Origin of the sequence: Virgibacillus halodenitrificans (assembly GCF_001878675.1) — a bacterium.
Classification (GTDB): Bacteria; Bacillota; Bacilli; order Bacillales; family Amphibacillaceae; genus Virgibacillus_Q; species Virgibacillus_Q halodenitrificans.
Genome location: NZ_CP017962.1, coordinates 3047007 through 3065320, shown reverse-complemented (window position 1 = coordinate 3065320; position 18314 = coordinate 3047007). Strand labels below are relative to the sequence as shown.

14 protein-coding genes are annotated in these 18314 nt (G+C 39.7%); 10 read left to right on the top strand and 4 right to left on the bottom strand.

Translation table 11 applies throughout. The features are described from left to right. Positions 1-2: 2 nt before the first annotated feature. Positions 3-1397, top strand: coding sequence for a sulfatase family protein (locus BME96_RS15540; protein WP_071649518.1), 1395 nt, complete (start codon positions 3-5; stop codon positions 1395-1397). Positions 1398-1929: 532 nt separating this feature from the next. Here the strand turns inward: BME96_RS15540 and BME96_RS15535 are convergent. Then, complete coding sequence (locus BME96_RS15535; protein WP_019375918.1) at positions 1930-2250, bottom strand: winged helix-turn-helix transcriptional regulator; 321 nt, start codon at positions 2248-2250, stop codon at positions 1930-1932. A 174-nt stretch (positions 2251-2424) separates the two neighbouring features. On the opposite strand from BME96_RS15535, the gene BME96_RS15530 reads away from it, so the two are divergent. Then, the gene (locus BME96_RS15530) at positions 2425-3273 is read left to right on the top strand and encodes a VOC family protein (protein ID WP_071649517.1); all 849 of its coding nucleotides are present in this window, start codon (positions 2425-2427) and stop codon (positions 3271-3273) included. Between the two features lie 266 nt (positions 3274-3539). On the opposite strand, the gene BME96_RS15525 is transcribed toward BME96_RS15530, so the two are convergent. Both BME96_RS15525 and BME96_RS15520 read right to left on the bottom strand, forming a co-directional pair. After that, a complete protein-coding gene (locus BME96_RS15525) occupies positions 3540-4079 on the bottom strand; it encodes a PadR family transcriptional regulator (protein WP_060679866.1) in 540 nt (179 codons plus the stop codon). Between the two features lie 39 nt (positions 4080-4118). Next, the gene (locus tag BME96_RS15520; RefSeq protein WP_071649516.1) at positions 4119-5312 is read right to left on the bottom strand and encodes a YhgE/Pip domain-containing protein; all 1194 of its coding nucleotides are present in this window, start codon (positions 5310-5312) and stop codon (positions 4119-4121) included. 409 nt (positions 5313-5721) lie between these two features. On the opposite strand from BME96_RS15520, the gene BME96_RS15515 reads away from it, so the two are divergent. Beyond that, positions 5722-6675: a tRNA dihydrouridine synthase gene (locus tag BME96_RS15515; RefSeq protein WP_019375922.1), complete on the top strand. Its 954-nt coding sequence runs from the start codon at positions 5722-5724 to the stop codon at positions 6673-6675. Between the two features lie 252 nt (positions 6676-6927). Here BME96_RS15515 and BME96_RS15510 read toward each other — a convergent pair whose 3' ends face one another. After that, positions 6928-7131: a hypothetical protein gene (locus tag BME96_RS15510; RefSeq protein WP_019375923.1), complete on the bottom strand. Its 204-nt coding sequence runs from the start codon at positions 7129-7131 to the stop codon at positions 6928-6930. 327 nt (positions 7132-7458) lie between these two features. Between BME96_RS15510 and BME96_RS15505 the strand changes: the two genes are divergently transcribed. From BME96_RS15505 to BME96_RS15475, 7 genes are all read left to right on the top strand, one after another. Further along, on the top strand, positions 7459-8184 hold the full coding sequence (locus BME96_RS15505) for a GntR family transcriptional regulator (protein ID WP_019375924.1): 726 nt from the start codon (positions 7459-7461) through the stop codon (positions 8182-8184). Positions 8185-8237: 53 nt separating this feature from the next. After that, positions 8238-9299 carry a TRAP transporter substrate-binding protein gene (locus BME96_RS15500; RefSeq protein WP_156036031.1) on the top strand — a complete coding sequence of 354 codons (1062 nt, stop codon included), beginning with the start codon at positions 8238-8240 and terminating at the stop codon, positions 9297-9299. A 21-nt stretch (positions 9300-9320) separates the two neighbouring features. After that, positions 9321-11231, top strand: coding sequence for a TRAP transporter large permease (locus BME96_RS15495; RefSeq protein WP_071649514.1), 1911 nt, complete (start codon positions 9321-9323; stop codon positions 11229-11231). A 68-nt stretch (positions 11232-11299) separates the two neighbouring features. Beyond that, complete coding sequence (locus BME96_RS15490) at positions 11300-12502, top strand: iron-containing alcohol dehydrogenase (RefSeq protein WP_071649513.1); 1203 nt, start codon at positions 11300-11302, stop codon at positions 12500-12502. Between the two features lie 131 nt (positions 12503-12633). After that, a complete protein-coding gene (gene xsc, locus BME96_RS15485) occupies positions 12634-14409 on the top strand; it encodes a sulfoacetaldehyde acetyltransferase (protein WP_019375928.1) in 1776 nt (591 codons plus the stop codon). Positions 14410-14985: 576 nt separating this feature from the next. Beyond that, the gene (locus BME96_RS15480) at positions 14986-16377 is read left to right on the top strand and encodes a sodium/glutamate symporter (RefSeq protein WP_019375929.1); all 1392 of its coding nucleotides are present in this window, start codon (positions 14986-14988) and stop codon (positions 16375-16377) included. 84 nt (positions 16378-16461) lie between these two features. Beyond that, the gene (locus BME96_RS15475) at positions 16462-18081 is read left to right on the top strand and encodes an amidohydrolase (RefSeq protein ID WP_071649512.1); all 1620 of its coding nucleotides are present in this window, start codon (positions 16462-16464) and stop codon (positions 18079-18081) included. The last annotated feature ends 233 nt before the right edge of the window (positions 18082-18314 follow it).

Here is an 18314-nt window from a genome sequence, read left to right as displayed (position 1 = left end):
TTATGCCAAACGAACAGCCAAATATTATTTTTATGATGAGTGATGACCATGCTTCCCATGCCATGAGTTGTTATGGAAGTGCGATTAATGAAACACCGAATTTGGATAGAATAGCAAATGAAGGGATGCGCTTTGACAACTGCTTTTGTACAAATTCCATTTGTGCCCCCAGTCGTGCTGCAATACTTACCGGACAGTATAATCACAAAAATGGGGTGAAAACACTTGGTGACCAATTTGACAGCAGACAAACAACTGTCCAGCGACTGTTAAAGGAAAATGGCTACCAGACAGCATTAATTGGAAAATGGCATCTTGGCCATGGCGGTCACCATGATCCAGCTGACTTTGATTATTGGAATGTGTTGCCTGGCCAAGGAGATTATCATGACCCTGCCATGATTGAAATGGGAGAAGAAAAGGTGGCCAAGGGATATGTGACAGATGTGATAACAGATCTCTCCCTTGATTGGATGAAGAATAGGGATAAAGAAAAACCGTTTATGCTCATGTATCATCATAAAGCACCACATCGCCCGTGGGAACCGGATGAGAAGCATAAACATATGTATGAAGACATTGATATTCCTGAGCCATACAGCTTCCATGATGACTATGAGGGTAAAGCGGAGGCAGCAAAGGAAGCTACTATGCGCATTGACCGTGATTTAATGAAACGTGATGTAAAAGCAGATCCGCCGGAAGGACTTTCAGATAAAGAATTGAAAAGCTGGTATTATCAAAGATATATAAAGGATTACCTGCGCTGTGTTGCTTCTATCGATGATAATGTTGGCAGAGTGTTGGACTTTTTGGAGGATGAAGGACTCGCAGAAAATACAATTGTGATTTACACCTCTGATCAGGGATTTTTCCTAGGGGATCACGGCTGGTATGATAAACGCTTCATGTATGAAGAGTCGCTCCGCATGCCATTCATCATTCGTTACCCTAAAGCAATTCGCCCAGGCTCTACGACAAAGGACTTTGCGCTAAATGTAGACTTTGCAGAGACGTTTCTCGATTATGCAGGAGTTCCTGTTCCTGATTTTATGCAGGGGAGAAGCCTTAGACCGGTATTAGAGGAAGATACGCCTGCTGATTGGCAGACTTCCATGTATTATCGCTACTGGGAGCACTTAAGTAAGGAGCATAAAGTAGGTGCACATTACGGAATTCGCACACATGACTATAAATTAATTTATTATTATGGTGAAGCATTGGGAGCTGCGGATGCGGTTGATGAATACAGAGAGCCGGAGTGGGAATTATATGATCTGAAAAAAGATCCATATGAGATGACAAACGTTTATTATGATAAGTCATACGAAGAAGTGGTAAAAGAGTTGAAGCAAGAGCTATATCGATTGAAGGAAGAAGTGCAGGATACGGAATAACAGATGGTAGAAGAAATGAGACCTGGAGGTAATTTCCTCCAGGCTCTTCGCTTTTTGTAAGTTATGCTAGGCTTTTGAGCTCTTAATGTCTATCATTTGTGCCATGACGGACATTGGGGCGCGATATAGCGCTCTTAATGTCTATCATCCAGGCTATGACGGACATTGCTGCTCGATTTAACGCTCTTAATGTCTATCATCCAGGCTATGACGGACATTGGGGCACGATATAGCGCTCTTAATGTCTATCATCCAGGCTATGACGGACATTGGGGCACGATATAGCGGTCTTAATGTCTCTCACCTTCGCCATGTCGGACATTGGGGCTCGATTTAACGCTCGTAATGTCTATCATCCACTGAAGCAAGAGTTATATCAAGAAATAGTGCTGGATACGAATAAGTTTAAATAGTAAGAGACAGAAGGGAGCTATGCGCCAGTCTGTCTCTTAGTTAGTTTCACTGCTTTTCATATACTTTTACTTTAAAGTTTGGCTAGTTTACAAGATTTTATCCTCTTACTCATTGGATTTCAATCAAGCTCAGTTCTCATCCACTGCTGAGACCAGCTTTCAATGGAATGCAAAATAGGTTCCATGGACTGCCCTTTTTCTGTTAACGAATATTCAATAACTACAGGCGTGGCAGGAATAACCTCACGTATAACAATTCCTTGCTGCTCTAATTCTTTTAATCGTTCGGATAAGACTTTTCCACTTATCCCTATTGCTGATTGAATTTCATTAAATCGTTGCGTTCCCAATAATAGTTGGTAAATAACAAGAGCTGTCCATCTCCGACTAAGTAAAGAGATAGCTTTTTCAAATTTTGGGCAAATAGCTTGTTGTTTCATTAAATATTTACACCTCTCTTACTAGTATTGTACCATATACCGATATCTAAAATAAAACAAGTAACTTGACAAAACTAGATAATAAAAATAAACTTAGTTACATAAAGTAAGTAAAATTTAAATAGTAAGCACTGTATATCGATAAATATATTATTTTAACGAGGGGGATATAGGATGAACTTTCATACGAAACCAATTCAATTTGTAGGACATGTGAAAATTAAAGTGGAAAAACTAGAACGCGCTATAAATTTCTACCGGGACGTACTTGGGTTCGGCATATTAGAAAAAAAGAAAAGAGAAGTAAAGCTTACCACAGATGGTAAAACCAGTATTTTATCACTTGTACAACCAGAAGATATTATACCAAAACAAGGAAGAACAACTGGTTTGTATCATTTCGCTATTCTTTTACCAACAAAAGCAGATTTGGCCAATATAGTAGTTCATTTGACCGAAAACAATATTCGCTTTGGGGCTTCAGATCACCTTGTAAGTGAAGCTATCTATCTACATGATCCAGATGGAAACGAGATTGAAATTTATATTGACCGTAGCCCTTCGGAATGGCGTTGGGAGCAAGGTGAAGTAGCGATGGCAGTGGATCCGTTAAACTTTGACCAGTTATTAACACATGTGACTCCAGAAAAATGGAAAGCAATGCCTAAAGAAACAATAATGGGGCATATTCATTTGCATGTTTCTGAACTCAAAAAGACCGAAGCCTTTTATGTCAATGGTCTTGGTTTTGAGGTAGTAAACCGATTTGGTAGACAAGCATTATTTCTTTCATCGGGGAAGTACCATCATCATATCGGTGTCAATACTTGGAATGGAGAAGGTGCACCCCCTCCTCCAACCAATAGTGTTGGTCTGGAACACTTCACGCTTGTTTTAGGGAGTGAGGAAGAGCTGATGAAAGTAGTAACGAATATAAAAAAATTAGGTGTCGATATCACTGAAGTAAATGGTACGTATATCACTTTTGATCCGTCCGGAATTAAAATCGTTTTATCCATCTAATGGGGGAAGCAGAAGTGAAAAATAGGGAGAACCAAAAAAAGTTATCAGATCTCATATCTGATAACTTTTTTTATTCTTAGAATACAAGAAAATTTTAGAACGAATGGATAACTTATATTACTGGATTAGCAATCACCAGTTTCTGAAGGAGAGGAAGTCCTAGCCTTATAACTAGAAGTTATTCCCCTCACAAGGTCTTCAGCAAGGCAAATGTTCGTACTAGTAGTTCAGAAAGAAGCAAGGTTTTTTGACAGTCAAATTAGAAACTAAATTTTCTCTTCTTTAATCAGGTTAACTAATTCTTCCATCCAATGAAGGGTGTGTTCTGTTCTTGTTGAAAAGTAGTCGCGGACGAAATGAATAATGGTTTCATTATTGTGATCCCCTTTTACCCGCTTGCCGAAGTCTTTTGTTTTTTCCCAATCTGCGTGAATACCATCTATTTTTCTTTCCAGTATCTCTACAATTTTACTGCGGTCTACATACTTAATATTCTCTAAACCAGGTAAGAAATCACGGATGGAATCCCCTTTTTCAAATAGCTTATATATTTTTTGGGGGAATTCCTTGCGTCCTTTATCCGTGATAGCAAAAACCTGCTTATCTGGACGATGCTCTTCTTTAATAACTTCTACCACTTCAATATAACCATGCTTTGTTAGTGATTCAAAATGATAATACAATTTACTCTCTGTCAATCTGGTCAGTTTATCTAAGGGAATAAACTCGGAAAGCTCTTTTTTTACTTTATAAGGGTAGTTGTTGCCTTCCATTAATTTGCTCAATATAAAAACTTGGATAGACATGTCCACTTCTCCTTCACGATGGAAGCTATTCTTAGCAATTTAGACGGTTACTTCTCTGCTGGTTGGTGCCTTTTCCGCTTTTGAGGCAGTTTCTACTACTTCTTCAGCGACTGGTTTGTGAACAAACGCAACGAGCACAATATTAATTATCAGCGCAGCGGCTCCAACGGCTAGTAAAGACCAAATGAACGGACTTGCACTGATGCTGCCGTACAGATTTGCGAAATAGGCCTGTACCGAATAATACATTGGCGAAATGTAGCTTGCCCACTCATACGGCAAATGCATCATTTCTCGAGGGATAACCGAACCGTTTGCCAATGTTTGTATGAAAAGAATTGGCAGATTTACGATCATACCAAAGTCTCCTAATAAAAACATAAAGATTGCCGTGAAATTAAAGAATACCATATAGTTTATAATTTGTTGACCCATTAGATTGAAAAGAGCATTACTACCTGGATCATTAACCAAAAATGCGATAACTGCAGCAAGGGCGGAAGAAACGACTGCAATGAGTAATGCAGTTACTTGCATATACGTAAATAATCGTCTTCTGCTTGCTTTATTTCGGTTTGCTTTAAAGGCACCGACCAATTGCATCGCACCAATCATTGCACCAACATAACCAGCCATACTTAAGAACATTGGCAGCATGTTATTATTCATGCCCTCTGGCATTTCATTAATAGCTACTACATTTCCGACATAGGCTGTATCTATTTTCTTAGCTAATGCTGCAGCTTGCTCCTCAGGTACATGGACATCCATCAACACACCTTGTGCTGTTTGCTGTGAAAACTGGCTGCTTAGCTGATCATTAATTTGTTTAACAACAGAATTCATCGTGGAGGAGACCGTCGTTGCGCCAGCTTCGTTCATTGTGAAATCAATACTCGAGGAAACTTCTCCTTTTTGCATATCTGCAGAGAACGTCTCAGGAATGTGTACAACGAGCGCCAAATCATTTTTCTCTAACTCTTTTAAAGCTTGTTTATTTGTTACATTTGTTTCAATTTCTTTAAAAGGTAAGCTTTCTTCCAATTGATCAGCAATCTTTGCACCATATTCGCCTGCATCATCATTAATGATAGCAATTGGTAATTTATCGATGTTACCAGGGATTGCTGTATAACCAGGTAAGAAAATTCCCAGCATAGCAACAGCATAGAATACCCCCATAAAGATTGCGCCAATAGGACCCTTTTGTTTTAAAAACTGCGTGAATTTCATTCATTATTTCCTTTCTATAGTGAAAATGCATTTAATTAGAGTGCTTTTTATAAAGTACTCTAATTAGAGTATAATATGATTATATGTTAATTATTTCACAAAGTCAATGATTTGGTTTTTAGTATTAGGGAGATTTTTTTAGAAAGCATTTGCAAACAGGAAAGGATAGTCACTTACAACATTGTATTTGTAGTCAAAAAATAATAGGAATTGGATGAAATAATTTATTTGCGTAAAATTAACCTACCATTAAGAACAGGAAACTAAACATGTTTGTTTTGAAACATATATAGCAGGGGGTGACAGAAACCCAAAAAGTTTGGTATAACTATAAGAGGCAAAGCTAACTTTGCTTTTTATTTTTGGCATGAGGGTGACCTTTTTGTCTGTTAGGAAAGGAATTTTGAAAATGAAAGATAATTTTTGGCACGACTTACCTCGGCCGTTTTTTATATTGGCACCAATGGAAGATGTAACACACGTGGTTTTTCGCCATGTCGTGAGTGAGGCAGCGAGACCAGATGTATTCTTCACTGAATTTACAAACACAGAAAGCTTTTGTCATCCGGAAGGTATCTCTAGTGTTCGTGGTCGTCTCACATATACAGAAGACGAGCAGCCGATGGTCGCACATATTTGGGGAGACAAGCCTGAAAATTTCCGAGAGATGAGTATTGGAATGGCTGAACAAGGCTTTAAAGGAATTGACATTAATATGGGCTGCCCCGTACACAATGTCGCAGCAAAAGGGAAGGGAAGCGGACTGATCCGTCGGCCGGATGTAGCTGCAGATATTATCCAGGCAGCTAAAGCAGGGGGGCTACCTGTAAGTGTGAAGACAAGACTAGGATACACCAATGTGGATGAGTGGCATGAGTGGTTGAAACACTTATTGGAGCAGGATATCGTCAACCTTTCCATTCACCTGCGCACAAAGAAAGAAATGAGCGATGTCGACGCACATTGGGAGCTCATTCCCGAAATAAAAAAGCTTCGTGATGAAATCGCACCACATACGTTGTTAACGATCAATGGAGATATCCCTGATCGACAAAAGGGCTTGGAACTCGTGGATAAATATGGAGTCGATGGAGTCATGATTGGACGAGGGATTTTCCATAATCCATATGCATTTGAAATGGAGAAGAAAGAGCATACTAGTGAGGAGTTACTTGAGCTTTTGCGATTGCACCTTGATCTCCATGATAAATATGCCAAATTGGAGCCGCGTCCGTTCAAACCTTTACGCCGCTTCTTTAAAATCTATGTTCGTGGTTTTCGCGGAGCAAGTGAGCTTCGAAACCAGCTAATGAGCACGGAGACCACAGATGAAGTACGTGAATTGCTCGATAGTTTTGAGTAGGGGTTGGATGAATTAAAAGCTGAAAATCTAAAGGGGCACCGGGTATTTAGTACCTGGTGTTTTAATTTGCTTACCAAAAAAACGAAGGCTCCAATACTTATGCTACAATTTAAATATCTATTAAAATATACATCTGTTCTTAACTCCACTTGTAAAAATAAAACAATTCAATGAGGTAGTTTTAATTAATGACATTGAGTAAAGGAAAAAGTGACATGAAAGCCAATATAGCTTCATGTCACTTTTTTACACTCATGAATTATTATTTATTTGCGATATCTGCTTTCTTGCCAAATATTCATTGGCGCCTTCCAATATCTTATGCTCATCTACAGAATCTCCTGCATAGTTTTCCGCACTGTCAAAAGGCTTGTTTGTTTGAAGACCAGTACTTGCACTTATTTCTCCATCCACTGAAGTGGGGATGTCAAACTTCTTTTTTGGTTTGTCCGTCATATTACGTCACCTCAAGGCTAGGTTTTGCATAAATGCTTTTGATTATTCTTGTTGTAATAGAGCTGTTCGTTCTTGGAAGACCTTATACCTGTTCAAGGCTTATACTTAGTAATCACTTTGTTTCACTTCGCCCATAATACCCTCAATTATAAAATCTTCCAATATAACCTATAAGTAATACCAATAACTAAATATTATTTAACTCATTGCAATTATTAAACTATTCTGTTTAAATGTTACTAACAATTAATTTATTTCAAAAAATCAAATAATTATTTAACTGGTAGGTACATCATTACCACTTATTTAGGGAAAAGGTGATTTCTATTGATTGATTCAAACAACCCTATACCGCTTCATGTGCAAATTAGTAATGCACTTGTTAAGCAAATCAAAGCTGGAATGTACAAAGATAAAATCCCGAGTGAACGAGAGCTTATTGAAGCATATACAGTTAGTAGAACGACGGTGCGTCAAGCCATTGCAAAGCTGGTCAATGATGGGATATTAAAAAAGGTACATGGAAAAGGAACCTTCATCAATGAAGGAAAACCGATTCAGGAATGGTTATCTAACTTAAATAGCCTTACAGAAACGATTAAAAATATGGGTATGGCCCCAAGCAGCAAATTATTAGCAGCCGAACAAATTGATGTAAAGGACCATTCCATCGATATTCTCAATATGGATCTGTACATGATTGAGCGGTTAAGATATGCAGATGGGGAGCCTCTGGCGATTGAAAAGCACTACTACCCATTGTCTGTTGGTTTAAAATTATCTTCCTATGATTTAGAAACGGAAACAATCTTTGATTTGCTCGAAAATGAAATGGGAATCACGCTTGCAGAAGCGGAACAAATTATTTCTACTGAAGATGCTGATGCAAGGGTAGCTGGATTATTAGGTATACCAAAAGGAGCTAGTGTTTTAACCGTTGAGCGAATTATTGCAGATGAACTTGGGAATCCCCTGGAATTTTATCGAGGTTATTACCGACCAGATAAATATGTGTTTCGGGTAAAGTCAAAAAGAAACGGACTGAGGAGTTAGTCCTTAATTTTAAATGATAAATGTAAGCGTTAACAAAAAAGGGAGTGAAAAAGATGAATGTGATAAATAAACATGCCACGCTGGTCATATGTATCATCGCTTTTTTGTTCATTATTATAGCAGGCGATATAAAGCTCTCCAAAAGTGCGGGTGCAATCGACTCAGAGGTTATTGTATTACGTGCAGCACAATCGAAATCGAGCAATCACCCTGTGTCCCAGGGAATCGATAAATTTGCCGAGCTGGTAAAGGAAAAATCAAATGGGAAGATTATCGTGGAAACATATCATGACGGTTTGCTTGGTGACGATCGAGAGGTAATTGAGAGTGCTCAGCGTGGCAGTATTGCATTTGCAAGCTCTTCCACTCCCAATATGACTAGCTTTACAAATTATTTCACTGCATGGGATTTACCATATATTTTTGAAAACAAAGAAGAAGTGTATACGGCTATCGATGGGAAGCCAGGTGATATCATTCGCAAGGAAATGGAAAAGTCCGGCTTCAAGGTGGTTTTCTTTCCAGACTATGGTTTTAGACAAATTGTTAATAATGAAAAACCGATCGAAAAACCTGAAGATCTTAAAGGAATGAAGATAAGAACAACCAATTCGAAGATTGAGCAGGCGGATTTTGAAGTGTTTGGAGCGAGCCCGACACCGGTTGCATGGTCAGAAGTATTTACTGCATTACAGCAAGGAACTGTGGAGGGGGAAGGTAATAGTTATTCTCTCCTATGGGATACGAAGCATCAAGAAGTATTAAGCTATGCAACAGAGGTCAATTATAACTATAGCTCTGACATGGTCGTTATGAATAAATCTATGTTTGACGGGATGACGGAAGATCAGCAAAGCACCATTATGGCTGCTGGCCAGGAAGCAATGGAGTGGCAAAGAAATCGGGCAAATGAGCGTGAAGCGGAAGCGAAACAGCAATTTATTGATTACGGAATTGAGATTTATGAGCCTGGACCAAAAGAAATGAAGAAATGGAAGCAAGCAGTAAAGCCGGTTTGGGATGAGTTTGTTCGACCAGGCATGGCTGATCCGGAGTATGTGGAGATCATCTTGGAGGAACTTGGTAAAACACGTGAAGACATTTTTGGTGACTAATTTAGTAATGGAGGGAAAAAGATGGAACATGGATCAGCTACGGTGGACAAAGTAGAAGATCAGGATAATCCGATACAACCGATAAGCAATTTCAGAAAGTTTATTGGAATTCTTGATCGCCGATTTGAAGAAATTTTAATTGTTGCTGGGTTTCTTACTTTCATAATTCTTATTAATCTACAAGTTATTAACCGTTATGCCCTGCCATTTATCGATATCGCTAATATTACGACATGGACAGAGGAAATTTCCAGATACATATTTATTTTTGTATCGTTCTTGGGAGCAAGCCTCGCAATTAGAAAAGGTGAATCTATTGAAGTGAACGTGGTAATGAATCGATTCCCGGATCATGTTCAACGGGCAGTTAAGGTTGCGAACAGCCTATTCATGCTTTATTTCAGTTATATTATGCTGAAATATGGTGCCGAGCTTATTACATTTCAACTAAGTACACATCAATCAACACCAGCATTATCCATCCCAATGGCTATTCCGTACAGTGCGGTACCTATTGGTTTTGGCCTGATGATTATTCGGCTTATACAAAAATTCTACATGGATACAAAGGACATGGAAATGAAGGAAGGCTTGCTTGCTACTGCAATTGCGCTTGCGGTCATTCTTCCAATCGGAGTTGTTGGGCAAGGCTCGATTACATTATTTCTCTTCGGTTATTTTGTTCTCTTTATTTTAATCGGCATGCCAATTGCTTTTTCATTAGGTATAAGCACCTTGGCTACTGTTTTTGCAACAGATGCGATTCCAATTGATTTTTTCCCACAGACGGCTTTTACGAGTATAGATAACTTTCCAATTATGGCTATTCCGTTTTTTATCGCTGCAGGGATCATCATGGGAGGGGGGAAAATAATTAAAAAACTTCTCCATCTGTCTGATGAGCTGCTCGGCTTTTTGCCAGGTGGATTGGCATTGGTTGCCATTGTGACGAGTATGTTTTTCTCAGCGATTAGCGGGTCAGGTCCTGCTACAGTAGCTGCGATTGGGACAATCCTCATTCCGGCAATGGTAAAGCAAGGCTATAATGCTGGCTTTGCTACAGCAGTAATCGCAACGGCCGGATCGATCGGGGTCATTATTCCCCCATCCAATCCAATGGTTATCTATGGTGTGGTGGGTCAGCAATCCATATCCAAATTATTTATTGCGGGTATCTTGCCCGGCGTATTGACAGGTCTTGTATTAATTGTCGTTTCTTATGTTATTTCTAAAAAGAATGGGTGGCAAGGGGAGAAGACCTCCTTCAACATGAAAAGCATGGTCAAAGCGGCCTGGGATGCGAAACTGGCATTATTGGTTCCGATTATTATCCTTGGTGGAATCTATGGTGGCTATATGACGCCAACCGAAGCAGCAGCCGTTGCCGCAGCTTATGGCTTGATCATTGGATTATTTGTATATAAAGATCTTAATTTTAAAGGTATTTACCGAAGTCTATCAAAAGCTGGGGTGACCTCGTCCATTATTATATTGTTAATCGTGATGGCGAGTATCTTTGGCAGACTGATTACCTTGGAAAGAATTGCAGAGACAGTAGCTAGCTTTGTTTTATCTATCAGTGAAAACAAGTTTATTATTCTATTGCTTTTGAATGTTTTATTACTACTAGTAGGGCTTGTCATGGAGGCTCTTGCAGCGATTGTTATTTTAACACCTATTCTTCTGCCGATGGCAATCGAGCTAGGTGTGGATCCGATTCACTTTGGATTAATTATGATCTTCAACCTTGCAATTGGCTTTATTACTCCACCCGTTGGTGTGAATCTATTCGTCGCAGCCAGTGCAGCCAAATTAAAAATTGAAGATGTCATTAAGGGCAATAAAATTTTATTGCTGGCGATGCTGGCTGTACTTGGACTGGTAACCTATATTCCGCAAATTAGTATGTGGCTCGTAGGGTTCATGAAATAAAAGGATAGCACTTGAAAGGGGTGATTTGCAGAGCAATTTTATTATGGAAAAATGAAGGAGGGGAAAGGATGAGCAGTACGTACTTACCAAGACTTATTGAATTAGGTGCAGGAAGTTTGAATAAATTAGGCGATATTGCGAAGGAACAAGGAATTCAGCATGTTATCGTCATTATCGACAGCTTCCTGACCACCCCGGAAATAGCACTTGATGAAAGACTAAAAGGTATATTGATGCAAAAGAACATAGAAGTAACATATTTCTCTGATTATCGGGGAGAGCCGACGACAGACCATCTGGAAGGGGCGTTGACAGCTATCGAAGGAAAGTCGGTTGATGGTGTGCTTGCCATCGGCGGAGGGAGCGCTATCGATATTGCAAAGGCTGTTTCCTTATTTGCCAAAACACCTACTATCAAATGGGAGGAGATCGCAGCTGCAGAACGATTACTCCGTTTGCCGCTTATTGCTGTGCCAACAACAGCAGGGACAGGATCAGAGGCGACAAAAGTAATGGTAATTAAAGACAGCAAAACAGAATTTAAGATGAACCCAGGGCATAAGGATTTATTGCCCGATGTGGCTGTATTAGATCCAGAACTGACACTTAGTCTGCCGAAGCATTTCACTGCATACACCGGTATGGACGCGTTAACACACGCCATGGAGGCATATGTATCCACAAATGCTTCTGTAACAACAGACCACTATGCGCTTATAAGTATGAAAAGTATTGCAACAGCCCTGCCAAAGGTGTATGAAAATGGAAGGGATGTTGAAGCGAGAGAGGAAATGCTGCTATCCAGCTGTTATGCTGGTATTGCTTTTTCCAATGCCTCTACCAATCTGGCACATGCAGCAGGCAGGCCGCTTGGCGCACGTTTTCATATTCCGCACGGTTTGAGTGTTTCCTTACTTTTACCATTTGTTATGCAATTTGGGTTGGAGGTAGAACCAGCGCGTTATGCAAATGTAGCAGTTGCACTTGGTTGTGAGGATACGGGTGATGAAAAGAAACTTGCAGCATCTGCTGTGAAGCAAGTCGAAGAATGGAATGAAAAATTCGGTATATGGCAGGATGGTCTGAAATATATTGATATAGTGGACCTAAAAAAGAACATTCCAATTCTAGTAAAAGATGCATTAAGTGGAAATGGCATCACGACAAACAGGAAGGTTCCTACCGAAGAAGATGTTGCTACCATTTTTCTTGAGTTAATTGAAAAGCTGGAAGAGATTCAGGCAGCTAATCCTGCTTCACCAATATCATAGATTAGATTTTATAAGGTATAGGTAAAAGCCACGCTCAGCAACAACATTTACGCTTTTGATTAGTAACTGGTACGTACGTCACTACAAGTTAGGGCGTTAATATAAATTATTTTACAATTGGAGGAATTTAAATGGCTAAACAACAAGCAGAAGTAAAAGGGGCAGTAAACAAAAAGGTGAAAATGACGCCAAGTGAGGCAATTGTAGAAACTCTAGTAAAAGAGAATGTTAAAGAAGTATATGGTATTGTGGGTTCCGCATTTATGGATATGCTTGATCTCTTCCCAACAGCAGGCATCCGCTTTTTACCAGTCCGTCATGAACAGAGTGCAGCACATATGGCAGACGCCTATACACGTGTTTCCGGCGTGGCGGGTGTTGTTATTGGACAAAATGGACCTGGAATTACGAATATGGTGACTTCTGTTGCTGCAGCAAATCAGGCGCATACACCAATGGTTGTTATTTCTCCATCAGCAGGTACACCAACTATTGGCTGGGACGGCTTTCAGGAAGCGAACCAAGTATCTATTTTTGAAGATATTACGAAGGAAACGGTTCGAGTTACACATAAAAGTCGTGTAGCTGATTGCCTACGTACAGCGTTCCGAATAGCTTATGCCGAACGTGGTCCGGTTTTATATGATATCCCTCGTGATCTGTTTTATGGTGAGCTGGAGGATTATATCTTAGAGCCAAGCCAATACCGTACAGATAAACGAGGCAGTGGGGACCCGGCTTCCATTGAAAAAGCGGTTGAGTTATTGAAAAATGCCGAAAAACCTGTAATCATCTCTGGACGTGGGGCGGTAGATGCGGATGGGGTGGATACTGTAGCAAAAATTGCCGAGCATTTAACGGCACCCGTAGCTGTATCTTACATGCATAATGATGCATTCCCGGCAGATCACCCGTTAGCAGTAGGGCCAATTGGTTACATGGGAGCAAAGTCTGCGATGTATACATTACAGGAAGCGGATGTTGTACTGGCGATTGGTACACGCTTATCTGTTTTCGGAACACTACCATGCTATGACATTGATTACTTCCCGAAAAATGCTAAGATCATTCAGGTGGATATTAACCCACGAAATATCGCACGGACACATCCAATTGAAGTCGGTATTATTGGCGATGCAAAAGCGACAGCAGAAAATCTATATAAAGAGCTTTCCAAGGCTATGCCGAACGGTGTTTCCAATCAGGCTTGTCTTGAAAAGGTAAGTAAGCGGAAGCAAGAATGGGATGAAGAACTGGTGGAACTGGCTATGGAAGATGGTAATCCGATCAACCCACGACGTGCATTGCTGGAACTATCCAAAGCATTGCCAGAAGGTACAATTATTTCTTCGGATATCGGAAACGTTTCTTCCACTGCAAATGCTTACCTGAAATTTAACCAGACACGACGCCATATTGCGGCATTAACCTTTGGAAACACTGGTTTCGCCTATCCGGCAGCATTAGGGGCTCAGCTGGCAGAACCAGATACACCAGTCGCAGCAATCATTGGTGACGGTGCATGGGGCATGAGTCTACATGAAGTCAGTACAGCCGTAGAGCAAAATATTCCTGTTATTGCTTGTGTGTTTAATAATAAATCATGGGCTGCAGAGAAAAAGAATCAAGTAGACTATTATGATAACCGCTTTATCGGCTCTGATATCGAAGCACCTGATTTCGCCGAAGTTGCCAAGTCAATGGGCGCACTCGGCTACACGATTGAAAAACCAGAAGATATCGGCCCGGTAGTAAAAGAAGTACTCGAACAAAAGAAACCGGCCGTGCTTAATATCTTTGTTGATGGCACACAGCTGGCACCACCATTCCGTAAAGACGCCCTGCATATGCCAACAAGACTGTTGGATAAATACAAGCATCTTGATTATGGTGTTTGGGGGAAATAAGTTTATAGGAAGATCTCCGTACCTGATAAGGTGCGGAGATTTTTTGTGATGATTGGGGGAGGCTTGGAAAGGGGTACTAGCAAAGCAGCAAGATTCGAAGTGCTAGAATTTCTACCTACTACTAATGTGTTTTTTCATAACTCTAAGTTAAAAACATCTATTCTTATAATTATCATCTATAAAACCTATTACAAATATTAATAATTTGAATTTTGTTAATATATTGACACAAGAGGCAAGGAATGATTTAATTAGAAAAACTATCTTTTAGCTATTTCAATAGAAATTGATTCCTTGCTATATTAGATGAAATAGTTGACACTGCGGCACGGAAGGTTGAATTTGTTAATAAGGAGGAACTTTAAGTGATGATTTCCCAACCTAATGTGAAGTATTTCACGAAAGATAGGGTCCTGTATGAAAAAGATTTACTATAGACATGGAAGAGCAACTATACTCCTTAGAAATGAAAGCGTTAACAAATGAGGGTTGCTGTTTAAGCGAGTAATCTCAGTATACGCACGTTAAGCAGATGACTAACAATTTCTAAAAATGGGGGAGATTCTTATTAGTTTCATGATTGCTTTTGGGTTAGCAAGTATCATGCTCTGTCTAGGTATCATCATCCGCACAAAAGCTACATTTATTCGAAAAATGCTCGTACCTGCAAGTGTGATCGCAGGTATCCTCGGCTTAATTCTAATGAATACTGGCTTAATCACATCTACAGACTCCGACATGTTCGTTACAATTGTCAATTTTCTTTTTACCATCATTTTTATTTCCATCGCATTAACAAGTAGTCCTAAACAAAAAAATAAGTCAGTAGGAAAAAGCATTGCAAAAGGCTCACTTGGGTTAGGTTTTCACTGGAATTTATTATATGCACTTACACCTGCTGTTGGAGCAATTATCATCTTAGGTATCGGTGGTTTCTTTGGAATGGATCCTGTCTATGGGTTACTCATTCCATTCGCTTTTGCACAAGGCCCCGGGCAAGCTGCTACATTTGGCACCATTATGGAACAACAATATGGAATTGTGGATGCAGCAACAGTAGGAATTACCTTTGCAGCAGTCGGATTTTTATTTTGCTTCCTCGTTGGTGTGCCATTAGCCAAGTATGGAATTAAAAAGGGGCTTGCAAAGAATCTTGGCAAATCCAATATTGATGGATATGTGGAGAGAGGTTATTACGCGAAGGAAGAAAAGAGAGATTCATTAGGAAATGAAACGATGTACAGTGGAAACATGGATACGATGACATTTCACTTTGCGATTATTGGTCTCTGTTTTATGTTAGCTTTAGGTTTCGCAAAAGTAATGTCTTTCATCCCTGGAATTGGTCCTACGTTTAGTGGCATGCTATTTATTTACGGGATGCTGGCAGGTTACCTTGTTAAAATGTGTATGAAAAAGATTGGGATTGAATACATGATTGATAATACGTTCCAGTCCAAGATTACCGGCTGGTCAACAGATTATTTAGTTGTTACGTCATTTATGGCGGTGCCTTTCAGTGTGATTGGTGCATGGATGGTCCCAATTATTATTGAGGCGATTGTAATCACAATATTAACTATTGTCATTTGTATTTATTTTGGTCAACGAATGGGTGGAGAAAACGACTTTGAAAGAACAGTTGGCTTGTTCGGCACCACTACCGGCACGGTTCCAAGTGGTATTGCCCTTGTTCGAATAATAGATCCTTCTTTAAGAACCACAACAGCCGTTGAATTAGGGCTGATGAATCTACCAATGGTAGCCTCTTATGTAACCGTTCTTACCATATTAGCCATTGCTTCTGGGGCTTTAGCTTTAAATATAGGCATTCTTTTACTTCTAGCACCAATACCAATCTATCTAATTGTACTAAAGGTCTCCAAAGTATGGGGAAAGAAAACATATGATTTTAAAACAAAAGATACAGAGCCTGTCGAGGGACTAAAGACAGCTGTTTCTGAATAAGGATAACAGATAAGCTTGGTCATGGAGAGTAATTGACGCTCTTGACTGAACAATAATAATGAGGAGAAGGGGAGTATTAGTTTTATGAAGAAATTGTTTTTCGGTGGAGATATTATCACAATGGAGAAAGAAAATGACGTAGCAGAAGCTGTTTTAGTGGAAAACGGGCAAATTAAAAAAGTAGGAAGCTTGGCAGAACTTAAATCTTATATGACAGATCCAACAATTGAAAAGGTTGATCTTCAAGGAAAAACTTTATTGCCAGGATTCATCGATCCACACGGGCATCTCGCTATGATGGGACCTGTTTCGCAAATGGCCGACTTAAGTAAATGCGAAAGCTTTGATGATATTATTTCAACGTTCAAATTATATATGGAAGAAAAAGGAGTCGAAAAGGGAGATATTGTTGTTGGGTTTAGCTATGACCATAATTTTTTAGTTGAGGAGAAACATCCAACAAAGGAGATTTTAAATCAGGTTTCCACTGAAAATCCTATCTTCGCTTTTCATGCATCCGGACATGTCGGCTGTACCAATGATGCTGGACTGCAACTAGCAGGAATTGATGAATCAACACCGGATGAGGAAGGCGGGGTAATTGGTAGAGTAGAAGGCACAAGGGAGCCAAATGGGTATTTGGAGGAAGGAAGCTTGCTGGCAATGCAACAAACATTATTCCAAGATACAAAAACGGATATCGTGGAATTAGCAACAATAGGTCAGGAAATATATACAAAAAACGGAATTACAACAGTACAGGACGGTGCGACATCGAATGATTATATTGAGATGTTCAAATACTTGGCGGAACAAGGAAATTTAAAAGTAGACGTAGTAGCATATCCGCTCGTTGTAGAAAACCCAGACGCCATGGCAAAGAACGAAAAATATGCTAAAAAGTATCATAAACGATTTAAGATAGGTGGCTACAAACTATTTTTAGATGGTTCCCCACAAGGGAAGACAGCTTGGATGACAGAACCGTATGAAGGAGAGGAAACCTATCGTGGCTATGCTTGGTACAAGGATGAACAAGTGAAGAAATATATCTCCAGAGCTATAAAAGATGATGTGCAGCTTCTGACTCACAGCAATGGAGATGCTGCGTCTGACCAGTTATTACAAAATTATGAAGCTGCATTAGAGGAATCCGATAATCCAAATAAAGCAAATCTGCGGCCGGTCATGATACATTGCCAGACTGTTCGAAATGACCAGCTGGATAAGATGGCAGAATTGGCTATGATTCCATCTATATTTATCCCACATACGTATTATTGGGGAGACGTCCATCTTAAGAACTTAGGACACGAACGTGGCAGCCGGATTAGTCCAGCTAAATCAGCGTTTGACCGCGGACTGGTCGTAAACTTCCATCAGGACCCACCAGTAGTGCAACCGGATATGCTCGAAACGATATGGTGTGCAGTCAACCGAATTACTAGAAAAGGAGTGCATATCGGCCCAGAGGAATGTGTCAGCGTATATGATGCGATAAGGGCGGTAACTATCAATGCAGCCTACGCTTATTTTGAGGAAGATCAAAAAGGAAGTATTAAGGAAGGAAAACTAGCAGACTTCGTTGTCCTGGACCAAAACCCATTTAAGGTCGATCCAATAAAAATAAAAGATTTACAAGTTTTAGAGACAATTAAAGAGGGGGAGAGTATCTACAGTGCTGAATCTGTGTTAAGTGAATAGAAAGGTTTTTGAGTCTGGGGATGTCCTCAGGCTTTTTGTTTTTACTGCTAGTTAAGAAATATCTATATCTAGATGTAGAGGACTCTCTAAACTTCGTAGATAAGAACTTATAAAATTTTGTTAAGAAATACTCACTTTTATAGGTAAACTTAATTTACGACAAGGGTGTTGTTAAAACCTTCTTGTTTAATTATCTATATTTGGTAATATTTTGCGAGGTGTTGAGATCAATA